The following is a 16,798-nucleotide window of genomic DNA, read 5'->3' as shown; positions in this document are numbered from 1 at the left end:
CCGTCCGGATCATGGAGTTCCGGGATTTCGACGGCATCAAGGTGCGCCGCCCTTCGGTCGAGCGGGAAGACCTCGCCGCCGAACCGGCCGTGTTCGACGGCGACTTCGATTTCGACTCCGTCCATCTCGGCGGTGACGATCAGAACGGTGGCGATCAGGACGGGGTCCGCGGCGGCGGTGAGATCGCGCGTTCCCTGGTCTCGGAAGTGAGCCTTGCCAACGCCAGGCTCGACAGGTTGACGCTCTCCGACGTGGTCCTCGAAGGCGTCGACCTTTCCAACGCGGCCATCCGCGAACTCGCGGCCCGACGCGTCGAAATCCTTCGCTGCCGCGCGATCGGGCTGGGGGTGTCGATCGCGTCCGCCTCCGATCTGTATGTCGAGAACGCACGGTTCGACTACGCGTCGCTGGCGATCGAGCGGGTGAAGGGGCCGGCCGTGTTCTCCGGATGTTCGTTCCGGGAGACGGTGTTCTCCGGCGATCTGTCGCGACTGACCTTTGTGGACTGTGACTTCACCGAAACGGAGTTCGCGGCGACCGGCGCGGTGGACTGCGATCTGCGCGGCTCCCGGTTGTCCGGCGTCCGTGGGCTGCTCACCCTGCGCGGCGCGAAGATCACCGTCGAACAGGCCGTTTCGATCGCGGGGATCCTCGCCGCCGAGAGCGGATTGTCGGTCGTCGGATGACCCACGTCGTGTTGTTCCACTCGGTTCTGGGGTTGCGGCCGGTGGAGCTGGCCTGGGCGGAGCGCCTGCGTGCCGCCGGGCACGAGGTCACCACGCCGGACCTCTACCGCGGCGAGACCGCGTCCACCCTCGAAGCCGGTTTCGCGGTGAAGGACCGGATCGGGTGGGCCACCCTCGCCGGGCGGGCCGAGGCCGCGGCCCGGGAACTGCCGGACGCGGTCCGGCGCCGACGCGCGGGTGTTCACCTATCCGGGAGCGGGCCACTTCTACACCGACAGCAGTTTGCCCGACCACGACGCGGACGCGGCGGCCCTTACCTGGCAACGGATTCTGGACTTCCTGCCGGATCAGCCCTCCGGATAGAAGAGGAAGAGCGTGCATCCGGTCGCCGACGCGGGCACGTGCCACGAACCGGCCGGGGCGTGCAGGAAGGTCCCCGCCGGATAGTCGCGCGCGCCGTCGTTGAACGTGCCGGAGACGACGAACACCTCCTCGGGTCCCGGTTCGTGGACGTCGCGGCGAGGCCATGAGGTGCCGGGATCCATCTCCAGCACGTTCGCGTGCGCGCCGTCCGGACCTGTCCACAGTGGACGAAGGCGGATTCCGGGGAAGAGCTCGCGGACGGGGGATTCCTTGACAGAGACGGACGTGTAGCCCTCTTGGGCGAGGATCTCGGGGTGCATGACCTCATGCTGCCGTGCTCATCGGGCCGCCGGACAGTGTCCAGGAAGACATCATGGGGTACTTTCTTGCCATGCATCGCGTGATGGCCCTGGTGCGGCCGGTGCAGTCGACGTTCGAGCTCGGCATCGCCGCCGAGGTCTTCGGCACGGAGCGGGCCGGGGTGCCGCGGTACTACGAATTCGACGTCTGCACGGAGAAACCCGGTCCGGTGCCGACTACCGCCGGGTACGCGATGTCCGTGACACGGGGCCTTTCCGCGCTGGCGGACGCGGACACCGTGCTGATCCCGGGCTGGTCCCCGGTGGACGCGCCGCTGTCGCCTGCCGTACGCCGCGCGCTCCTCCGCGCGCACGCCAGGGGAGCGCGGCTCGTCACCATCTGTTCCGGCGTTTTCGCGCTGGCCCGCACCGGGCTGCTCGACGGCAGGACGGCGACCACGCACTGGGCACGCGCTGCCCAGCTGCGAGAGGAATTCCCCCGGATAGCTGTGGAACCGGACGTGCTCTACGTCGACCACGGCGACGTCGCCACCAGCGCCGGGGCGGGTGCGGGGATCGATCTCTGCCTGCACCTCGTCCGGCGCGATCACGGGGCCGCGCACGCCGCCCTCGTCGCCCGGCACATGGTGATGCCACCGCATCGCGACGGCGGTCAGGCCCAGTTCGTCCCGGCCCCGCCGCCCGAGGACGAACTGGACGGCCTCCTCGAATGGGCGGGTGGACGACTCGGGACACCGTTGTCGGTGGGCGACTTGGCCGCGCGCCTCAACGTCTCGCAACGCACGCTGGCCCGGCGTTTCGCCGAGCGGCTCGGCACCACGCCGGGGGCGTGGCTGCTGACGCGCCGGGTGACCGAGGCGCGCACCCTCCTGGAAGAGACCGGCCTGCCGGTGGAGGTGATCGCGGCCCGCGTCGGTCTCACGTCGGTCGTCAACCTCCGGCGCCGTTTCCGCGATCAGGTCGGGACGACGCCGGGCGCGTACCGGCGCGCGTTCCGGGGTTCGTGACACAGCCTCGGTTTCGCCTTGAGCGGAACGGAGCACGCGGGTCCCGGCCCGATGTCACGATGAGCCTATGGCGGACATCCTCCCTTTCCACCAGAAGCGAGCCTCCACAGCGGACAGCGAACCCGAACCGCTGTGGCGTGAAGTGCTGGGCCAGAGCCTGCGTGCCGCCCGGGAGGAACAGGGCGGCCGTCTCGTCGACGTCGCGGAACGCGCCGGGATCTCGCCGCAATACCTCTCGGAGATCGAGCGCGGCCGCAAAGAGCCGTCCAGCGAGATGATCGCCGCGGTCACCGGCGCGCTCGGGATCGACCTGGCGGACCTCCTCTTCGGTATCGCGAACACGGTCCGGCGGGGCGGCAGCACGGGCCTCGCGGTCGGCCGCCGCCCATCCGGGCCGCTGCTGATGGCCGCTTAGGCCCGGGCGTCGAGGACGCGGTCCGCGAGTCCGTAGGCGACGGCGCCCGCCGCGTCGAACACGCGGTCCCGGTCGGTGTCGTGCCGCAGATCCGTGACGGCACGGCCGGTGTGGGAGGAAAGGATCTCCTCCAGCTGCGTCCGCACGCGCACGACCTCGTCGGCCTGGAGGATGAGGTCCGGGATGGTGCCGCGGCCCTGCGCCGCGGGCTGGTGCAGCACGACGCGGGTGTGGGGCAGCACGAACCGGTGCCCGGCCTCGCCCGCGGCCAGCAGGATCGCGCCCGCCGCGACGGCCTGTCCGACGCAGGTCGTGGCCACCGGCGCCTTGATGAACCGCATGGTGTCGTACAGCGCGAGCATCGCCGACGGGTCGCCGCCCTCGGTGTTGATGTAGAGGTTGATCTCCTGCTCCGGGTTGTCCGCCTCCAGGTACAGCAGCTGCGTGATCAGCGCGTTCGCCACGCCGGAGTCGATCGCGGTGCCGAGGTAGATGATCCGCTCCGACAGCAGATGCGAGTAGACGTCCATGATCCGCTCGCCCGCGGGACTGCGGGAGATGACGTTGGGGATGGTGTAGGTGCTCATGCGCCGGCACCCCTTTCCGAGCCGAGGCCGAGTCTGTGGGTGCGGACGGGGACGACCTGGTCGAGGCTTTCGACGATGTGGTCGATGAAGCCGTATTCCCGCGCCTGTTCGGTGGTGAACCAGCGATCGTGGAGGGAATCGGCGAAGATCCGGTCGATGGGCTGCCCGGTGTCGTCGGAGATCAGGCCGAGCACCGTGTCCCGGGTGTAGCGCAGATCGTCCGCCTGCACCTCCACCTCGACGGCCGAGCCGCCGATGCCCGCCGAACCCTGGTGCATCAGGATCCGCGCATGCGGCAGGGCGAACCGTTTGCCCGGCGTGCCGGCGGAAAGCAGGAACTGCCCGGCACTGCACGCCAGCCCCAGCGCGAGGGTGGCGACGTCGCACGGCACGAGCCGCATCACGTCGCGGATGGCGAGCATCGAAGGGACCGAACCGCCCGGCGAGTGGATCCACAACGCGATGTCCTTGCGCGGGTCCTCGCTCGCCAGTGACAGCAGCTGGGTGGTGAGCACCGTCCCGTTGTCGTCGTCGAGCGCGCCGTCGAGGACCAGCACACGCTGGCTGAAGAACCGTTCCCGGAGCCGTTGGTCGAAGAGTGGCTGCTTCTCGTTGTCGGTCATGCCCCGACGATGCCGCCGGGACCCGGCCGTCCGCCGGTTTCTCTGCTGTGAGCGGATCAGCCCACAGCAGGGCGCGACCCTGATGGCCGATCGTCCATGAAGGTCGCCGATGGCTGGATATATTCACAGTCATGCTGACCTTGGCGGCGCTGGTCGCGGACCCGGATCTCGAACTGCGGGTGGTCGTCCCCGGCCGTGACGGGGCGCTGGACGGGCAGGTGCTGTGGGTGCACAACACCGAGTTGCCCGACCCCGGGCCGTACGTGCGTGAGCACGAGGTCGTGCTGACCAACGGCCTGTGGCTGGACCGCACCGATCCCGCGGATTTCGTCGCGCGAGTGGTCCGCGCGGGAGCCGCCGGGATCATCTTCGGGCTGCGCGTGGAACAACGTGACACGCCTCCGGCCCTCATCGAGGCGTGCCGCGAAACCGGGTTGCCGCTGCTCGAGATCTCGGTGGCGGTGCCGTTCACGGCGGTCACCCGCGCGGCGGCGGCGATCCAGGCCGCGGACCGGCAGAACGCGCTGATGTCGCTGGTGCGCAGGGGAGACGAGCTGACCTCGGCGCTGTCGAGGGGCGCGGGCGCGTCCGGTGTGCTGGACGTCCTGCGCCGTGAGCACGAGCTGCCGCTCGCGGTCGTGGACCGGATGGGCCGGGAGCTGGCGTCCGCCGGGGCCGGACTGGACGCCGGACAGGCGCGCGCCGCGGCGGAGGCGTTGACCCGGCGTCCGCCGCCGCTGGAGGCGGATCTCGGCGCGGGGACACGGGCGGCGCTGTTCCCGGTCGGCGCGATCGGCGACGCGGACGCCGCGCTGCTGTGCCTGCGTCCCGTGGCCGATCTGACGCGGGACGAGCGGGACGCGCTGGAGCAGACCGCCCGCTACCTCAGCCTGGAAGTGGCCCGCCACCAGGCGGTGCAGGCCATCGAGATGCGGTTCGCCGTCGAGCTGCTGGACATGGTGCTCTCCGGCGCGCAGCGCGTCGCCGAGGTGCCGGGCAGGCTGCGCGCGTTCGGGGTCGACCCGGACGGGCCGCTGGCCGTGATCGCGCTGGCGTTCGCGGGCGACGACGCCACCGCGACCCTGCCGGGAATGGCAGAAGCCGTCACGGATTTCCTGCTGGCGGACGGCCTGCCCGCGGTCGTGGCGGCGGGCAGCCGGGACGTCGTGGCGGTGCTGCCCTTCCGTTCGGGTAGGCAGTCGCCCGTCGCGTTCGCGCCCCGGCTGGCGGCGGCGGTGTCGCACCGGTTCTCCGGCGGGCGCGTGGTCGTGGGGCTGGCCGATCCCGTCCCCGGTGCCGCCGGACTGCGCGAGCCGTTGTCGCGCAGCCGCGAGGCCTGCCGCGTGCTCCGCGGCAGGCGCGGCGGCCCGGTGGCGGCGAGTTTCGCCGAGCTGGGCAGCTATCGGCTGCTGCTGGAGTCGCACGACGAGCAATGGCGGCACACGTTCTCCGACGCCCTGCTCGGCCCGCTGCGCGAGCACGACCGTGTTCGCGACGGCGAGCTGGAGACGACCTTGCGGGCCTTCCTCGACCACGACGGCCAGTGGGCGGCCACCGCCGCGGCCCTGTTCGTGCACGTCAACACGTTGCGCAACCGGCTGGCCAAGGTCACCGAGCTGACCGGCCGCGACGTCGGCCGGACCGCGGACCGGGTCGACCTCTTCCTGGCACTGGAAGCCGCTCAGTCCGGATAGACCGCCGGGTCGACTTCGAGGCGCCGCAAGGGTTCCGCGGGCAAGGCGGGGTCGGCCAGCGCCGCGGCCGCCACGTCCCGGCACCGGGCGAACCGGACGTCGCCGAGGCCGAGCCCGAACTCGATGAGCGCGCGTACCGCCTCCAGCCGTCCCGGCCTCCCGGACAGGAACGGGTGCAGGCACAGGTTGAACAGGCACCGATGGCGGCGCATCGCGTCCAGCTCGGCGCGCCACATCTCCAGCACCCGGACCGGCGAGGCGATCACCGATCCGATCTGTGGCGAGGGAAGGAACGCGTACTGCTCCCAGTCGTCGAGCGACCAGTGCACCGGCAACTCGGCGATCCGGCCCGCCCCGGTCTCGATCAGATAGGGCCGGTCGTCGGCCATCAGCGACGAGTCGTAGCTCAACCCGTGTTCCGCCACCAGCGCCGGAGTGTCCCAAGTGGACTCCCAGCCCGCCGCGCGATGCCCGCTGATCTCGATGCCCTGACTCGTGAAGACCGCCATGCCCCGCTCGAAATCCGCTCGCTGCTCGGCGGCGGTCATCGTGGTCGGCGGCCGGTGGCTGTAGGAGTGGTGCGCCACCTCGTGTCCGCGTTCCACGATCGAGGCGGCCAGGCCGGGCCGCTGTTCGGCGACCCAGCCCGGTACGAAGAAGGTCGCGGGCACGGCCAGTTCGTCGAGCAGGCCGAGGATGCGCGGCACCCCGACCTTCGGCCCGTACGCCTGATGGGACATGGTCGACAGGTGCTCGGCGTAACCCCGTCCGTGCGCGAGGATCGGGGATTCCGCGTCCACGTCGAAGGTCAGGGTCGCCACCGCGGCCGCGCCGCCGTGCCAGCTCGATTCCGTCATGCCTGCCGGCTCTCCCGCCAGCGGCGCGCGTTCGCCACCGTGACCGTCGGGGAGACCATCGCCCGGTCGAACCCGGCCAGGGGTTCTGCCGCCGCGACGCGGGCGGGTAGATCCGGGTTGGCCAGCGCGCCGTGCCCGAGCGAAAGCAGGTCGGCGTGCCCGCCGTCGAGCACCTCCCGCGCCTGGGTGAGGTCGTGCATCCCGCCGTTGGCGACCACCGGGAGGCCGGTGACCTCCCGGGCGAGGGCGGTGATGGTGCCGCCGCCTGCCAGCTTCGCCGTTTCGAGCCAGTTCCGGCCCTCGCTGGCGATGTGGAGGTAGTCCGCGCCCGCCTCGGCGACCGCGGCGAAGATCACCTCGGCGTCGTCACGGCCGCCGGGCCAGCGGTAGGTGAAGTCGTTGACCTTCGTCTGCGACAGCCGCACGCCGGTCACCAGCTCGGGCACGGCCTCGGCGACGGCGGTCACGACGCGGGCGGTCAGCCGGATCCGGCCGGCGACCGGTCCGCCGTAGGAGTCGGTGCGCCGGTTGGTGTAGTCGGTGAGGAACTGGTCGAGCAGATAGCCGTTGGCCGCGTGCACTTCGACGCCGTCGAACCCGGCCTCACGGGCGCGTCGGGCCGCGGCGGCGAACCCGTCGACGACGTCGTCGATCTCGGCGGTGGTCAGTTCCCGGGGCGCGCCCCACGGCCCGGAACCGCCGTACGCGGGCATCATCTCCCCGCGCGGCTGGACGGCCGACGGGCCGACGGTGTGGTCCTGGTGCGGATTCCCCTGGGAGATCGCCCCGGCGTGCATCAGCTGCGCGATCATCCGGCCGCCCGCCGCGCGCACTCCGGCGGTGACCACGCGCCAGCCCGCGACGTGTTCGTCCCGCGCGAGGCCCGGCTGGTTGAGGTACCCCTGGCTGGCCGCCGTGTCGGGGTAGATGCCCTCGCTGAACACGAGGCCGAACCCGCCGCGGGCGAATTCGGCGTAGTAGTCGGCCATTTCGCCGGTCGGCGTGCCGTCGGGCGCGGCCGAGACCCGGGTCATGGGGGCGACGGCGTAGCGGTTGCGCAGCGCGAGGCCGCCGAGGGTGGTCGGGGCCAGCGCGGGGTGGGCGTGGCCGACGGTGGTGGTCATGATCGTGATCCTCCATTGTGGATGGTTTCGATGGCGAGCGGGGAGAGTCCGGCGTCGCTGATGGACACGAGATCCTGCGGGCAGGCGGAGACCACGACGACACAGTCCAGTTCGGCCCGCAGGGTGACCGCGTCGCCGGGGCGGGAGGTCGCGGTCAGCCAGCTCAGCCGCCCGTCCTCTCCGACCGGGATGCGCATGAAGACGTTGATCGGCTGCGGGGCCGGTCCGGTGAAGCTCAGCCCGGCCTCGTCCAGCGCTTCGCTCAGGTTCGCGGCGCAGGACCGGTGCCCCGGCGCGCCCAGCGCGGCGTACCGGGCCGGGTCGCAGGCCGGGATGAGCATGTCGTGCTCGCCGGGGGAGGTGTCCGCGACCAGGGTCAGGATCGGGCGGCGCCGATCGGTCACGAAGGACTCGCCGACGGCGGGGAACAGCCGGTCGTTCGCGGCGCGGGTGTGCGCCGCGCTGTGGTGCTCGGCCAGATCGGTCCCGCTGTCGGCGAACGCGAACACGTCGCCGACCTGGCCGCCTTCGACGTCGATCACCCGGACCAGGTCGCCTGCCGCCACCCGGACGGCTTTCGCGGTCCCCGGTGATACTTCCGTTCTGCTCATGCCTTCAGCAAACCGGTGCCGGCGCCGTGCTCGCCATGGAGGAACCTCCAAGGTTTCACTGTTCTGATAGATGAATCTCCAAGAGCACAAACTAGTTTCGACTTTGACCATTTTCGAGACGCCGGGTTAGTGTTCGGCGATGGAAGACGTGGACGCGGCCGGACGGGACTTCTGGTCGTTCGTGGCGCTGGCGAACCGGCGGCTCGCGCAGGAGTACGGCTTCCGGCACCAGCTGGCGACCGAGGTGCTGCTGACCCTCAACCGCGCCTCGGACCTGGTGACCTACGACCTCGAAGCCGCGGTGCACCGGCCGCGTGGCCGGTCGTGGTCGGCGTTCCGGCTGCTGTTCGTGGTCTGGCTCGCCGGACCGCTCGAACCGACGAGCGCGGCCCGGCTGACCGGGATGAGCCGGGCGGCGGTGTCCAACCTGGTCAAGACGCAGGTCGCGGAGGGAATGCTCCACCGGGTGCCGGACGAGCGGGACGGCCGTTCGGTGCAGCTGTCGCTGACCGAGGCGGGGCACGAGGAGATGGTCTCGGTCTTCCGCGAGCACAACGAACGCGAATTCGGCTGGACGAACGCGCTGACCGAGACCGAACAGCGCATCCTCGTGATGCTTCTGGGCAAGCTCATCACGAGCCGCGCCGAGTTCGGCACCCGGAGCCGCAAGTAGGTCTTCCCGTCCCCCGGAAGACCGGACTACGCTGCCCGATGGATAGTCAAAGTATGAACTAAATCGGCGAGGAGGAGACCATGGTGGACGTTGGACGGATTCCCGCGCTCTTCGCCGGGCTGTGCGACGACGCCGCGGTGTTCCCGCCGGGTCTGGCCCCGCTGCCTGCCGCCGTCACGGCGCACGACGAGCACGTCTCCGCCTGGTACGCCGGCCTCGTCGGACCGCTGGTGGTCGCCGCCACCGCGCTCGGCGAGCTCGCCGAGGTCCTGGGCGACCGGGAAGTCCCGCTGCCGGTCGCGGTGACCCTGCCCGGCGGACCCGCTCAGCTCGACGGCGTGCTCGAAGCCGTCGCCGAGCTGCCGGTGAAACTCGACGCGCTCGAGATCGCCGTACCCGACGGGATGGGACCGGACGAGCTGCTCGCCGCGCTTTCCGGTGTCACCGCACCGGTTTTCGTCGAGATCCCGCGGGACGAACGGCGTGTCCCGCTGCTGACCGCCCTGTCCGGCACCGGGCACCGCGCGAAGTTCCGCACCGGTGGCGTCCGGGCCGACCTGTACCCGGACGAGGCCGAGCTCGCGGCCGCGGTCCGGGCCGCCGTCGAGGCCGGTGTCCCGTTCAAGGCCACCGCCGGGCTGCACCACGCGCTCCGCAACACCGACCCTGACACCGGCTTCGAACAGCACGGCTTCCTGAACCTGATGCTCGCCACCGACGCAGTCTTGACCGGTGGCGACGCCGAAGCCGTTCTCGCCGAACGGGACGGCGCCGTCCTCGCCGGACGGCTGCGGGCGCTGGGACCGGAGCGCGCCGCCGCGGTCCGCGCGGGCTTCACGTCGTTCGGCACCTGCAGCATCACCGACCCCCTGACCGAACTGGCCGGACTCGGCCTGCTCGAGGCGCCCCGAGGAGAGGCATGACCACGATCGACATCCCCGCAGGCTCGCTGTTCGGGATCGAAAACCTGCCGTACGGCGTGTTCTCCGTCGACGGGGATTCCCCGCGTGTCGGCGTGCGGGTCGGGGACTCCGTCCTCGACCTGGCCGCGGCGCTCGGTGACGACGTCTTCGCCGCGCCGTCGCTGAATCCGTTCATGGCGCAGGGATACGACCGCTGGGTGGAGGTCCGGGCGCGGATCCGTGACCTGGTCACCGGTGAGGTCCCCGACGGCGCGGTCCATCCCGTCGCGAGGGTGACCACGCACCTGCCGATCGAGGTCGCGGACTACGTCGACTTCTACGCCTCCGAACACCACGCCTCGAACGTCGGCAGGCTGTTCCGCCCGGACGCGGAACCGTTGCTGCCCAACTGGAAGCACCTCCCGGTCGGCTACCACGGACGGTCGGGCACGGTCCTGGTCTCCGGTACGGACATCGTGCGCCCGAGTGGTCAGCGCAAGTCCCCGGCCGACGCGGCGCCGGCGTTCGGGCCGAGCGTGCGGCTGGACATCGAAGCGGAGCTGGGGTTCGTCGTCGGCACCGGGACCCCGCTGAACACGCCGATCACCCCGGACGCCTTCCCCCGCCACGTTTTCGGCGCGGTCCTGCTCAACGACTGGTCGGCCCGCGACATCCAGGCGTGGGAATACGTGCCGCTGGGCCCGCACCTCGGCAAGAGCTTCGCGACCTCGATCTCCCCTTGGGTGGTCCCGATCCTGGCGCTGGAGGCCGCGCGGATCCCGCTGCCCGGCCAGCTCGATCCGCAGCCGCTGCCGTACCTGCGGGAAAGCTCGCCGTGGGGCCTCGACATCGATCTGGTCGTCGAATGGAACGGCGAGGAGGTCAGCCGCCCGCCGTTCCGCGAGATGTACTGGTCGCCCGCCCAGATGCTGGCGCATCTGACGGTCAACGGCGCGTCTTCGCGCACGGGAGACCTGTACGGCTCCGGCACGATCTCCGGACCGGAGAAGAACCAGCGCGGCGCGTTCCTCGAATTGTCCTGGGGCGGAAAGGAACCGCTCACGGTCAAGGGCGAGGAGCGCACCTTCCTGCTGGACGGCGACGAGGTCGTGATCACCGGGACCGCGCCCGGCGCGGACGGTGCCCGGATCGGGTTCGGTGAGGTGCGGGGCCGCGTGCTGCCTGCGTGGTGACCTAGTCTTCGGCCGCGGACAGGTGATCGCGGATGAGCGCGCCGACGGCGTCCGTGCCGGAGCTTTTCAGCGCGGTGTAGAGGCGGAGCGCCTCGTGGGCGTGGTTCCGGCTGGCGGTGAGGTCGCCGAGGGTGTGATGCAGCCGGGCCAGGCCGTGGTGGGCGTGAGCCTCTTCCACGGTGAAGCCGATTTCACGGGCGAGGCTCAGCGCCCGCTGGAACTGTTCGAGGCCCTCCCTCGGGGTCACGGTCGCGGAAGCCAGTCTGTTGAGCAGCTCGACTTCGAGGCCGGGGTTTCCGCAGATGCGTGCCAGTTCCAGCGCGCGGCGGTAGCTGGCACGCGCCCCGGAGTGGTCGTCCTGTGCCCGTTGCAGGTCGCCGAGGCTGCCCAGGGCCACGCCGCCGAGCCCCGCGGAGTCGAATTCCTCCGCGATCGTGATGCTGCGCCGTAGATGGTCGATGGCCTCTTCGTGGCGGCCGAGTTTGCGGTAGCAGTCGCCCAGGTTGTTGAGCGCGATTCCATACGTGGACCGATATCCCGGGGTGCGGCTGGCGTCGAGCGCGCGTGCGTAATAGGTGAGCGCCGTTTCCCGGTCGCCGCGGTCGTCGTGAACGAACGCGATGTTGGTGTTCGCCGCGTAGTCCACGAGCGGATCGGCCCGGGGATGGCCGAGGGCCTGACGAAGTTCGTGGAGCGCTTCGTCATAGCGGCCGAGCCGGACGAGGGCGTATCCGAGCGAGCAGAGCGCGTGGGCGTGGGCGACGACGGCCGGGTCGACCGCGTCGCGCGCGGCCGTGTGCAACGTCAGCGCGTCCTGGTAATGGCCGCAGTTGTCCAGGTACCGGAACAGCGTGGCGGACAAATGGGTGACGACGGTCGCGGGGCCGAAGGCGGCGGCGTGACGCGCGGACGCGAGGAGATTGTCGCGTTCGGCCTCCAGCCAAGCGCGCGCGGCGTCCCCGTCCGGCAACGTCACCGGGGGCCCGGAGACGGGTGGGATCGGCGGACGTCGTTCACGTTCCTCCGGCGTGAACAGGTCCGCGGCGACCGACGCCACATGGCAGTAGTGGCCGAACAGGCGGGCCAGCGCGTCCCGCCGGTCGGCTTCGGTGTCGTGGGCCTTGGTGAGTTCGGCCGCGTAGGCACGGGTGAGGTCGTGCATGCGGTAGCGGCCGGGACGGTGTTGCTCGATCAGGCTCGCCATTTCGAGAGCGGTGAGCACCGTCCGGGCGGCCGAGCGCGTCGATCGGCAGAGCGCCGCGGCGGCGGGGAGCGTGATGTCGGCGCCGGGCGCGAGGCTGAGCCACCGGAACATCGTCGCGGCCTGGACGTCGAGCACCCCGTACGAGGCCGAGAACACCGCGCGCAGGTTCCAGGACAGCTCGCCGGTGTCGAGAGTGTCCAGCGACTCGGCGTCGGCGCGGAGTTCGTCGGCGAACCCGGCGAGCGGGAACCCGGGATGAGCCGCGGCCCGGCTGGCGACGATGGCCAGCGCCAAGGGGAGGCCGGCGCAGTGGCGCAGCAGCGCCTCGGTGGCTCGCGGGTCGGCGTCCAGCGAGGACGCGCCGAGATGCCGGGCGAGAATCCCGCGCGCCTCGGAGGTGCCGAGAACGCCCAGCGGCAGCGGCTGCGCGGTGTGGGTGGCCAGCAGGCCGTTCAGCCGATGGCGGCTGGTGATCAGCACGGTGCTGGATCGACCGCCGGGCAGCAGCGGGAGCACCTGCGCGGTTTCGCGCGCGTTGTCGAGTACGACGAGAAGGCGCCGGTCGGCGCTCAGGCTCCGGTAGAGCGCAGCCCGGGCGTCGGCGTCTTGGGGGATGGCGGCGGGCGCGACACCGAGCGCCGTCAGGAATCCGTGGAGTGCCGAATCCGGGGACACGGGCTCCGCGGCCGGGTCGAACCCGCGGAGGTTCACGAAGAGCTGGCCGTCCGGGAACTCGGCGAGGTGGTCGTGCGCCCACCGCAGGGCCAGCCAAGTCTTCCCGACGCCCCCGCCGCCCGACAGCACGCGGACCGCCCCCTCCGGACCGTCCTCCGCGAGGTGATCCGGCATCCCGCTCAGCGCGGCGAGTTCGTGCGCCCGGCCGAGGAAACCCCGGGGCTCCGCGGGCAGCTGACGCGGAACCACCTGGGCGGACACCGAGGCCGGCTGCCCGGACGTGTCGAGTTCGGGCGCGGCGGACAGGATCCGGAGATGCAGTTCCTGCAAGGACGAACCGGGATCGGCGCCCAGCTCGTCGGCCAGCCGGAGCCGGACCTGCCGGTAGTGCTCCAGGGCGTCGGCCTGCCTGCCGCTGCGGTAGAGGGCGAGCATGTACTGCCCGGCCACTCGTTCGTCCAACGGGAACTCTCTCGCCTGTCTGATCAGCGCGGGCAGCAGTTCCGTGTGCCTGCCCAGCCGCAGGGCGATCTCCTGGCTGTCCAGCTCCGCCGTCTTGAACTGTTGCCGCAGACGGTCTCGGAGGGCGCCCATCCAGGGCGTGTCCACGACCGGAACCGGTTCGCCACGCCACGCCCGCAGCGCGGTCGTGTACAGCTCCAGGGCACGAGCGTCCTCGTCGCAGTTCCGCGCCGCCTCGACGGTGTGCTCGAACCGGTACAGGTCCACCGTCATCGGATCCGCGTTCAGCACGTACCCGGCGGCGTGCTTGCCGATGGTCGCCTCCGGACAGGGCGCGAGCACACCGCGCAAGCGGGACACGTAGCCGTAGAGCGCCTCCCGGGGCTGTTTCGGAAGGTGCTCGCCCCACACTCGCTCGACGAGTTCGTCGACCGGCACCGGGGTGCCGAGGTCGGCCAGCAACGCCACCAGCACCGCCCGCTGGCGGGCGAATCCGGTCGGTACCGCCTGCCCGCCGACGAGCACTTCCAGCCCCTGCGACAGGCGGAACTCCACCGTCATCGCGACCCTCCCCGTCCTCGCTCGACGACCCGGCCCTGCGGCTTCAAGGTTTCTTACCAGAGTTCCACACAGCGCCGGGCCCCACGATTCACGGCGGAAAGGGAGGAGCGAACGCATGGGGCTGCTGGATGTCGAAGCCGTCCGCCGTGAAGCGTCGTTACGGGCGCAACGGCTGGCCGTGGACACGGATCGAAGGGCGGAGCAGGAGATCAGACGCGAGATCGGCGACAGGGGAAGCTAGCCGAGGGCCTGGACTGGGGGTGATCCGGTCGGCTGTTCCGCGGCCGACCGGATCCGCGCGGCGGTGAATCACCGACAACGGGAATACCCGGTCGCCTGCAGGAGTCGTGCTGAACATGGACTTCGGTATCGCGACCGCAGTGACCGACGAGGGAATCCGGCCGCACGTGCTGGCCGCCGCCTTGGAGGAGAAGGGCTTCGACTCCCTCTACCTCCCCGAACACTCCCATATCCCGGTCAGCCGGGAGAGCCCGTACCCCGGTGGTGAGCTGCCGCGAGGCGCTCTCCGCAATCTCGACCCGTTCGTGGCGCTGGCCGCCGCCGCGACGGTCACCTCGAACCTCCGGCTCGGCACCGCGGTCGCCCTGATGATCCAGCGCGATCTGTTCTACACGGCCAAGGAGATCGCCAGCCTCGACCTGCTCTCCGACGGGCGGGTGATCTTCGGCGTCGGGGCGGGCTGGAACATCGAGGAGATGCGCAACCACGGCGTCGACCCGCGGACGCGGGGCGCGCTGCTGACCGAGCAACTCCAGGCGCTCAAGGCGATCTGGACCCAGGACGAGGCGGAGTTCCACGGCAAGCACGTCGACTTCGACCCGGTCTACTCGTGGCCGAAGCCGGTGCGGAAACCGCATCCGCCGATCTACGTCGCCGGTCAGGGCCCGGCCGGGCTCAAACGGCTCGCCGAGCACGCCGACGGCTGGCTGCCGCATTCCGTGACGCCGCCGGAGGAATTGCGCCGCGTCCGGTCCTGGCTCGCCGACCAGGGCCGCGAGGACGTCCGGATCAGCGTGTTCGGTGCTCCGGCCGATCCGGACCTGCTGCGCGGTCTCGCCGGCGCCGGGGTCGACGAGGTCTCCCTCATCCTGCCGACGCTGCCCGAGGCGGAGACCTTGGCGCAGCTGGACGTCCTGGCGAAGACCGTCGAGCCGCTCCGCGCCTGAAGCCGTCACGCTCACCGGCTGTCCGTGAAGGGGCCCTTCACGCTAGGCCCAAGTACATGAAGGGGTCCTTCACGGAGCCAGGCGCAAGCAAGGGGGCCTTCATGTACAGCAGCCGGGCAAGCGCCGGTAGCCAGTGGGTCGGGTGGGTCGTGAGTGGTAAGTGCCGTTAGAACGGCACTTACCACTCACGAGGTCACGTCACGGGCAGGCGAGCACCGGGGCCGCCGGACGGCCGCCGCCGTGCAGGTCGCTCAGCGGAACCCTGGCCAGGCCGAGGATCGCCTGCGCGGTCGCGCGCGGGGCGGTCGCCGGGTTCAGGCCGGTGGCGTCGTAGGCGATCGCGCCGCGGTCCGCCTCGGCGCCGGTGCAGCCGGTCTGCAGCGACCGCAGGAAGTCCCGCGCCTTGACCGCGGCGGCGGGACGGTGACCGGCCAGCGCTTCGGCGGCGAGTCCGGTGCTGTTGGAGTTCGGCGCGTTCGCGCCGACGCCGAAGCCGCCGTTCGCGTGCTGCTTGGTGACCAGCCAGGAGGTGCCTTCCTTGGCGTTCACCGCGTCACCGGTGGCGCGCAGGGCCTGCACGACCATCGCGGTCGAGTCGACGTCGCTGGTGCAGGTGGCTTCGCCGAAGTTCAGCGGGAAACCGCCGTCCGCGCACTGGGTGCCCGCCAGGAACGTCACGGCCGACGCGGGCGCGCCCGCCGGAGTGCGGTCCAGCGCCAGCAGCGCGAGCGACTGCGAGAAGGCGTTGGAGTAGTCGCCGTATTCGGAGCGGTCGGAGAACCGGCCGGACGGCGTGAGCAGCGAGAGCAGCCCCGCCTTCAGGTCGACGCCGCCGAACGACGCCGGGTTCTTGCCCCGGATCTGCGCGGCGAGCAGCAGTTTGGCGTGCGCGCCCGCGTAAGCCTCGGTACCGCTGCCGACGTAGCCGGTGGTGATCTCCGGCTTCGCCAGCCAGGCGATCGCCTTGCCCGCGTTCGTGTCCGACACCCCGGCGGCGGCGAACGCGAAGATCGCGTCGATCGTCAAGCCCTGGTCAGGGAACTTCTGGCCGCCGAAGTCGGCCTCGAACCTTTCCCCGTCGGTCATCTGCCTGGCGAGCCAGCCCGCGGCGGCGTCCGCCTTGTTCGGGGTGGCGGCGTTCGCCGCCGGGGCGGCGACCAGACCGATGCCGCACAGCACGGCGACAGCGAGGACCAAACGTCTCATGAGAACCCTTTCCCGCATTTCCTCGACAGGAGTCGGTGACACCGCGCGACGTGGGTGACCGGGCTCGCCTGGAGGGCATACCGTTGCGGGACAGCGCCGGACTCTCACCGGACTTCCCCCGCGCCGCGCTGAATCGGACGACCCGAAGACTCTCATCCCGGTCAAGCGCCGGGGTACCGCCGGGCGCGAGGAACGCTGTGATCCTGGCAACCGACCTGCTCAGCGGTGCCTGCCGGAGGTAATCGGGTGTTAACCTCGGCGGGCTCGACAATCGAATACCGCCGCCCGTGACGGGGAAGCCGGTCGAAATCCGGCGCTGTCGCGCAACCGTGGGCCCTTCACCAGGGGCGAGCCGGGATACCGAACGGGCGGATGAACCACCAGAAGTCCAAACCACTGTCGCGATAAACAGGGGTGACTGCGGCGTCCCGCGCCTGTCCTCCGCCAT

18 protein-coding genes and 2 riboswitches are annotated in these 16,798 nt (G+C 71.1%); of the genes, 10 read left to right on the top strand and 8 right to left on the bottom strand.

The annotated features are described in order from the left end of the window. Positions 1 to 11 precede the first annotated feature (11 nt). Positions 12 to 686, top strand: coding sequence for a pentapeptide repeat-containing protein (locus tag IE302_RS36985; RefSeq protein WP_191259106.1), 675 nt, complete (start codon positions 12 to 14; stop codon positions 684 to 686). Between the two features lie 237 nt (positions 687 to 923). After that, on the top strand, positions 924 to 1,049 hold the full coding sequence (locus IE302_RS42935; protein WP_229908174.1) for a dienelactone hydrolase family protein: 126 nt from the start codon (positions 924 to 926) through the stop codon (positions 1,047 to 1,049). Here IE302_RS42935 and IE302_RS36975 read toward each other — a convergent pair. Further along, positions 1,034 to 1,369, bottom strand: coding sequence for a cupin domain-containing protein (locus tag IE302_RS36975; protein WP_191259105.1), 336 nt, complete (start codon positions 1,367 to 1,369; stop codon positions 1,034 to 1,036). The genes IE302_RS42935 and IE302_RS36975 overlap by 16 nt on opposite strands. A 71-nt stretch (positions 1,370 to 1,440) precedes the next feature. Here IE302_RS36975 and IE302_RS36970 point away from each other — a divergent pair, with 71 nt between their 5' ends. Together IE302_RS36970 and IE302_RS36965 are read left to right on the top strand one after the other, a co-directional pair. Next, complete coding sequence (locus IE302_RS36970; RefSeq protein ID WP_191259104.1) at positions 1,441 to 2,376, top strand: helix-turn-helix domain-containing protein; 936 nt, start codon at positions 1,441 to 1,443, stop codon at positions 2,374 to 2,376. Between the two features lie 67 nt (positions 2,377 to 2,443). After that, positions 2,444 to 2,791: a helix-turn-helix domain-containing protein gene (locus tag IE302_RS36965; RefSeq protein ID WP_191259103.1), complete on the top strand. Its 348-nt coding sequence runs from the start codon at positions 2,444 to 2,446 to the stop codon at positions 2,789 to 2,791. On the opposite strand, the gene IE302_RS36960 is transcribed toward IE302_RS36965, so the two are convergent. Together IE302_RS36960 and IE302_RS36955 are read right to left on the bottom strand one after the other, a co-directional pair. Continuing rightward, complete coding sequence (locus IE302_RS36960) at positions 2,788 to 3,378, bottom strand: ClpP family protease (protein WP_191259102.1); 591 nt, start codon at positions 3,376 to 3,378, stop codon at positions 2,788 to 2,790. The genes IE302_RS36965 and IE302_RS36960 overlap by 4 nt on opposite strands. Then, complete coding sequence (locus IE302_RS36955) at positions 3,375 to 4,001, bottom strand: ClpP family protease (RefSeq protein WP_191259101.1); 627 nt, start codon at positions 3,999 to 4,001, stop codon at positions 3,375 to 3,377. The genes IE302_RS36960 and IE302_RS36955 overlap by 4 nt, the downstream gene beginning before the upstream one ends. 131 nt (positions 4,002 to 4,132) lie before the next feature. Here IE302_RS36955 and IE302_RS36950 point away from each other — a divergent pair, with 131 nt between their 5' ends. Then, entirely contained in the window at positions 4,133 to 5,695 is a 1,563-nt protein-coding gene (locus tag IE302_RS36950) for a PucR family transcriptional regulator (protein ID WP_191259100.1), read from the top strand. Here IE302_RS36950 and IE302_RS36945 read toward each other — a convergent pair. From IE302_RS36945 to IE302_RS36935, 3 genes are read right to left on the bottom strand one after another with little or no spacing between them, the layout of a single operon-like run. Next, on the bottom strand, positions 5,683 to 6,552 hold the full coding sequence (locus tag IE302_RS36945) for a polysaccharide deacetylase family protein (protein ID WP_191259099.1): 870 nt from the start codon (positions 6,550 to 6,552) through the stop codon (positions 5,683 to 5,685). The two genes, IE302_RS36950 and IE302_RS36945, sit on opposite strands and share 13 nt — an antisense overlap. Continuing rightward, the gene (locus IE302_RS36940; protein ID WP_191259098.1) at positions 6,549 to 7,676 is read right to left on the bottom strand and encodes an oxidoreductase; all 1,128 of its coding nucleotides are present in this window, start codon (positions 7,674 to 7,676) and stop codon (positions 6,549 to 6,551) included. Before IE302_RS36940 ends, IE302_RS36945 begins: the two co-directional genes overlap by 4 nt. Then, positions 7,673 to 8,287, bottom strand: a complete 615-nt coding sequence (locus IE302_RS36935; RefSeq protein ID WP_191259097.1) for a DUF1989 domain-containing protein — start codon at positions 8,285 to 8,287, stop codon at positions 7,673 to 7,675. The genes IE302_RS36940 and IE302_RS36935 overlap by 4 nt, the downstream gene beginning before the upstream one ends. Positions 8,288 to 8,426: 139 nt before the next feature. Between IE302_RS36935 and IE302_RS36930 the strand changes: the two genes are divergently transcribed. The 3 genes from IE302_RS36930 (at position 8,427) to fahA (ending at position 11,055) form a co-directional block, all read left to right on the top strand. After that, positions 8,427 to 8,960: a MarR family winged helix-turn-helix transcriptional regulator gene (locus IE302_RS36930; protein WP_191259096.1), complete on the top strand. Its 534-nt coding sequence runs from the start codon at positions 8,427 to 8,429 to the stop codon at positions 8,958 to 8,960. 80 nt (positions 8,961 to 9,040) lie between these two features. After that, a complete protein-coding gene (locus IE302_RS36925; protein WP_191259095.1) occupies positions 9,041 to 9,883 on the top strand; it encodes a hypothetical protein in 843 nt (280 codons plus the stop codon). Further along, positions 9,880 to 11,055: a fumarylacetoacetase gene (gene fahA, locus IE302_RS36920; protein ID WP_191259094.1), complete on the top strand. Its 1,176-nt coding sequence runs from the start codon at positions 9,880 to 9,882 to the stop codon at positions 11,053 to 11,055. The genes IE302_RS36925 and fahA overlap by 4 nt, the downstream gene beginning before the upstream one ends. Before the next feature lies 1 nt (position 11,056). Here fahA and IE302_RS36915 read toward each other — a convergent pair whose 3' ends face one another. Next, positions 11,057 to 13,957: an AfsR/SARP family transcriptional regulator gene (locus IE302_RS36915; RefSeq protein ID WP_191259093.1), complete on the bottom strand. Its 2,901-nt coding sequence runs from the start codon at positions 13,955 to 13,957 to the stop codon at positions 11,057 to 11,059. Positions 13,958 to 14,072: 115 nt separating this feature from the next. Between IE302_RS36915 and IE302_RS43125 the strand changes: the two genes are divergently transcribed. After that, positions 14,073 to 14,198: a hypothetical protein gene (locus IE302_RS43125; RefSeq protein ID WP_268246795.1), complete on the top strand. Its 126-nt coding sequence runs from the start codon at positions 14,073 to 14,075 to the stop codon at positions 14,196 to 14,198. A 115-nt stretch (positions 14,199 to 14,313) separates the two neighbouring features. Further along, a complete protein-coding gene (locus IE302_RS36910; protein ID WP_191259092.1) occupies positions 14,314 to 15,144 on the top strand; it encodes an LLM class F420-dependent oxidoreductase in 831 nt (276 codons plus the stop codon). A gap of 198 nt (positions 15,145 to 15,342) precedes the next feature. Here the strand turns inward: IE302_RS36910 and IE302_RS36905 are convergent, their stop codons facing one another. After that, entirely contained in the window at positions 15,343 to 16,350 is a 1,008-nt protein-coding gene (locus IE302_RS36905; protein ID WP_229908172.1) for a prenyltransferase/squalene oxidase repeat-containing protein, read from the bottom strand. Between the two features lie 32 nt (positions 16,351 to 16,382). After that, positions 16,383 to 16,508: riboswitch (cobalamin riboswitch) on the bottom strand. Between the two features lie 110 nt (positions 16,509 to 16,618). Further along, a riboswitch (cobalamin riboswitch) is annotated at positions 16,619 to 16,734 on the top strand. Positions 16,735 to 16,798: the final 64 nt, after the last annotated feature.

It is taken from the genome of Amycolatopsis oliviviridis, from assembly GCF_014654365.1.
GTDB lineage: Bacteria > Actinomycetota > Actinomycetes > Mycobacteriales > Pseudonocardiaceae > Amycolatopsis > Amycolatopsis oliviviridis.
This window is presented reverse-complemented; position numbering and strand designations above follow the sequence as displayed.

Bases quoted from the DNA above. Each gene is read 5' to 3' on its own strand.
- IE302_RS36935 (WP_191259097.1), bottom strand. From the start codon at position 8,287: ATGAGCAGAACGGAAGTATCACCGGGGACCGCGAAAGCCGTCCGGGTG.
- IE302_RS36905 (WP_229908172.1), bottom strand. From the start codon at position 16,350: ATGAGACGTTTGGTCCTCGCTGTCGCCGTGCTGTGCGGCATCGGTCTG.
- IE302_RS36955 (WP_191259101.1), bottom strand. From the start codon at position 4,001: ATGACCGACAACGAGAAGCAGCCACTCTTCGACCAACGGCTCCGGGAA.
- fahA (WP_191259094.1), top strand. From the start codon at position 9,880: ATGACCACGATCGACATCCCCGCAGGCTCGCTGTTCGGGATCGAAAAC.
- IE302_RS36930 (WP_191259096.1), top strand. From the start codon at position 8,427: ATGGAAGACGTGGACGCGGCCGGACGGGACTTCTGGTCGTTCGTGGCG.
- IE302_RS36975 (WP_191259105.1), bottom strand. From the start codon at position 1,369: ATGCACCCCGAGATCCTCGCCCAAGAGGGCTACACGTCCGTCTCTGTC.
- IE302_RS36965 (WP_191259103.1), top strand. From the start codon at position 2,444: ATGGCGGACATCCTCCCTTTCCACCAGAAGCGAGCCTCCACAGCGGAC.
- IE302_RS36950 (WP_191259100.1), top strand. From the start codon at position 4,133: ATGCTGACCTTGGCGGCGCTGGTCGCGGACCCGGATCTCGAACTGCGG.
- IE302_RS36915 (WP_191259093.1), bottom strand. From the start codon at position 13,957: ATGACGGTGGAGTTCCGCCTGTCGCAGGGGCTGGAAGTGCTCGTCGGC.
- IE302_RS36970 (WP_191259104.1), top strand. From the start codon at position 1,441: ATGCATCGCGTGATGGCCCTGGTGCGGCCGGTGCAGTCGACGTTCGAG.
- IE302_RS36910 (WP_191259092.1), top strand. From the start codon at position 14,314: ATGGACTTCGGTATCGCGACCGCAGTGACCGACGAGGGAATCCGGCCG.
- IE302_RS43125 (WP_268246795.1), top strand. From the start codon at position 14,073: ATGGGGCTGCTGGATGTCGAAGCCGTCCGCCGTGAAGCGTCGTTACGG.
- IE302_RS36960 (WP_191259102.1), bottom strand. From the start codon at position 3,378: ATGAGCACCTACACCATCCCCAACGTCATCTCCCGCAGTCCCGCGGGC.
- IE302_RS36940 (WP_191259098.1), bottom strand. From the start codon at position 7,676: ATGACCACCACCGTCGGCCACGCCCACCCCGCGCTGGCCCCGACCACC.
- IE302_RS36945 (WP_191259099.1), bottom strand. From the start codon at position 6,552: ATGACGGAATCGAGCTGGCACGGCGGCGCGGCCGCGGTGGCGACCCTG.
- IE302_RS36925 (WP_191259095.1), top strand. From the start codon at position 9,041: ATGGTGGACGTTGGACGGATTCCCGCGCTCTTCGCCGGGCTGTGCGAC.
- IE302_RS36985 (WP_191259106.1), top strand. From the start codon at position 12: ATGGAGTTCCGGGATTTCGACGGCATCAAGGTGCGCCGCCCTTCGGTC.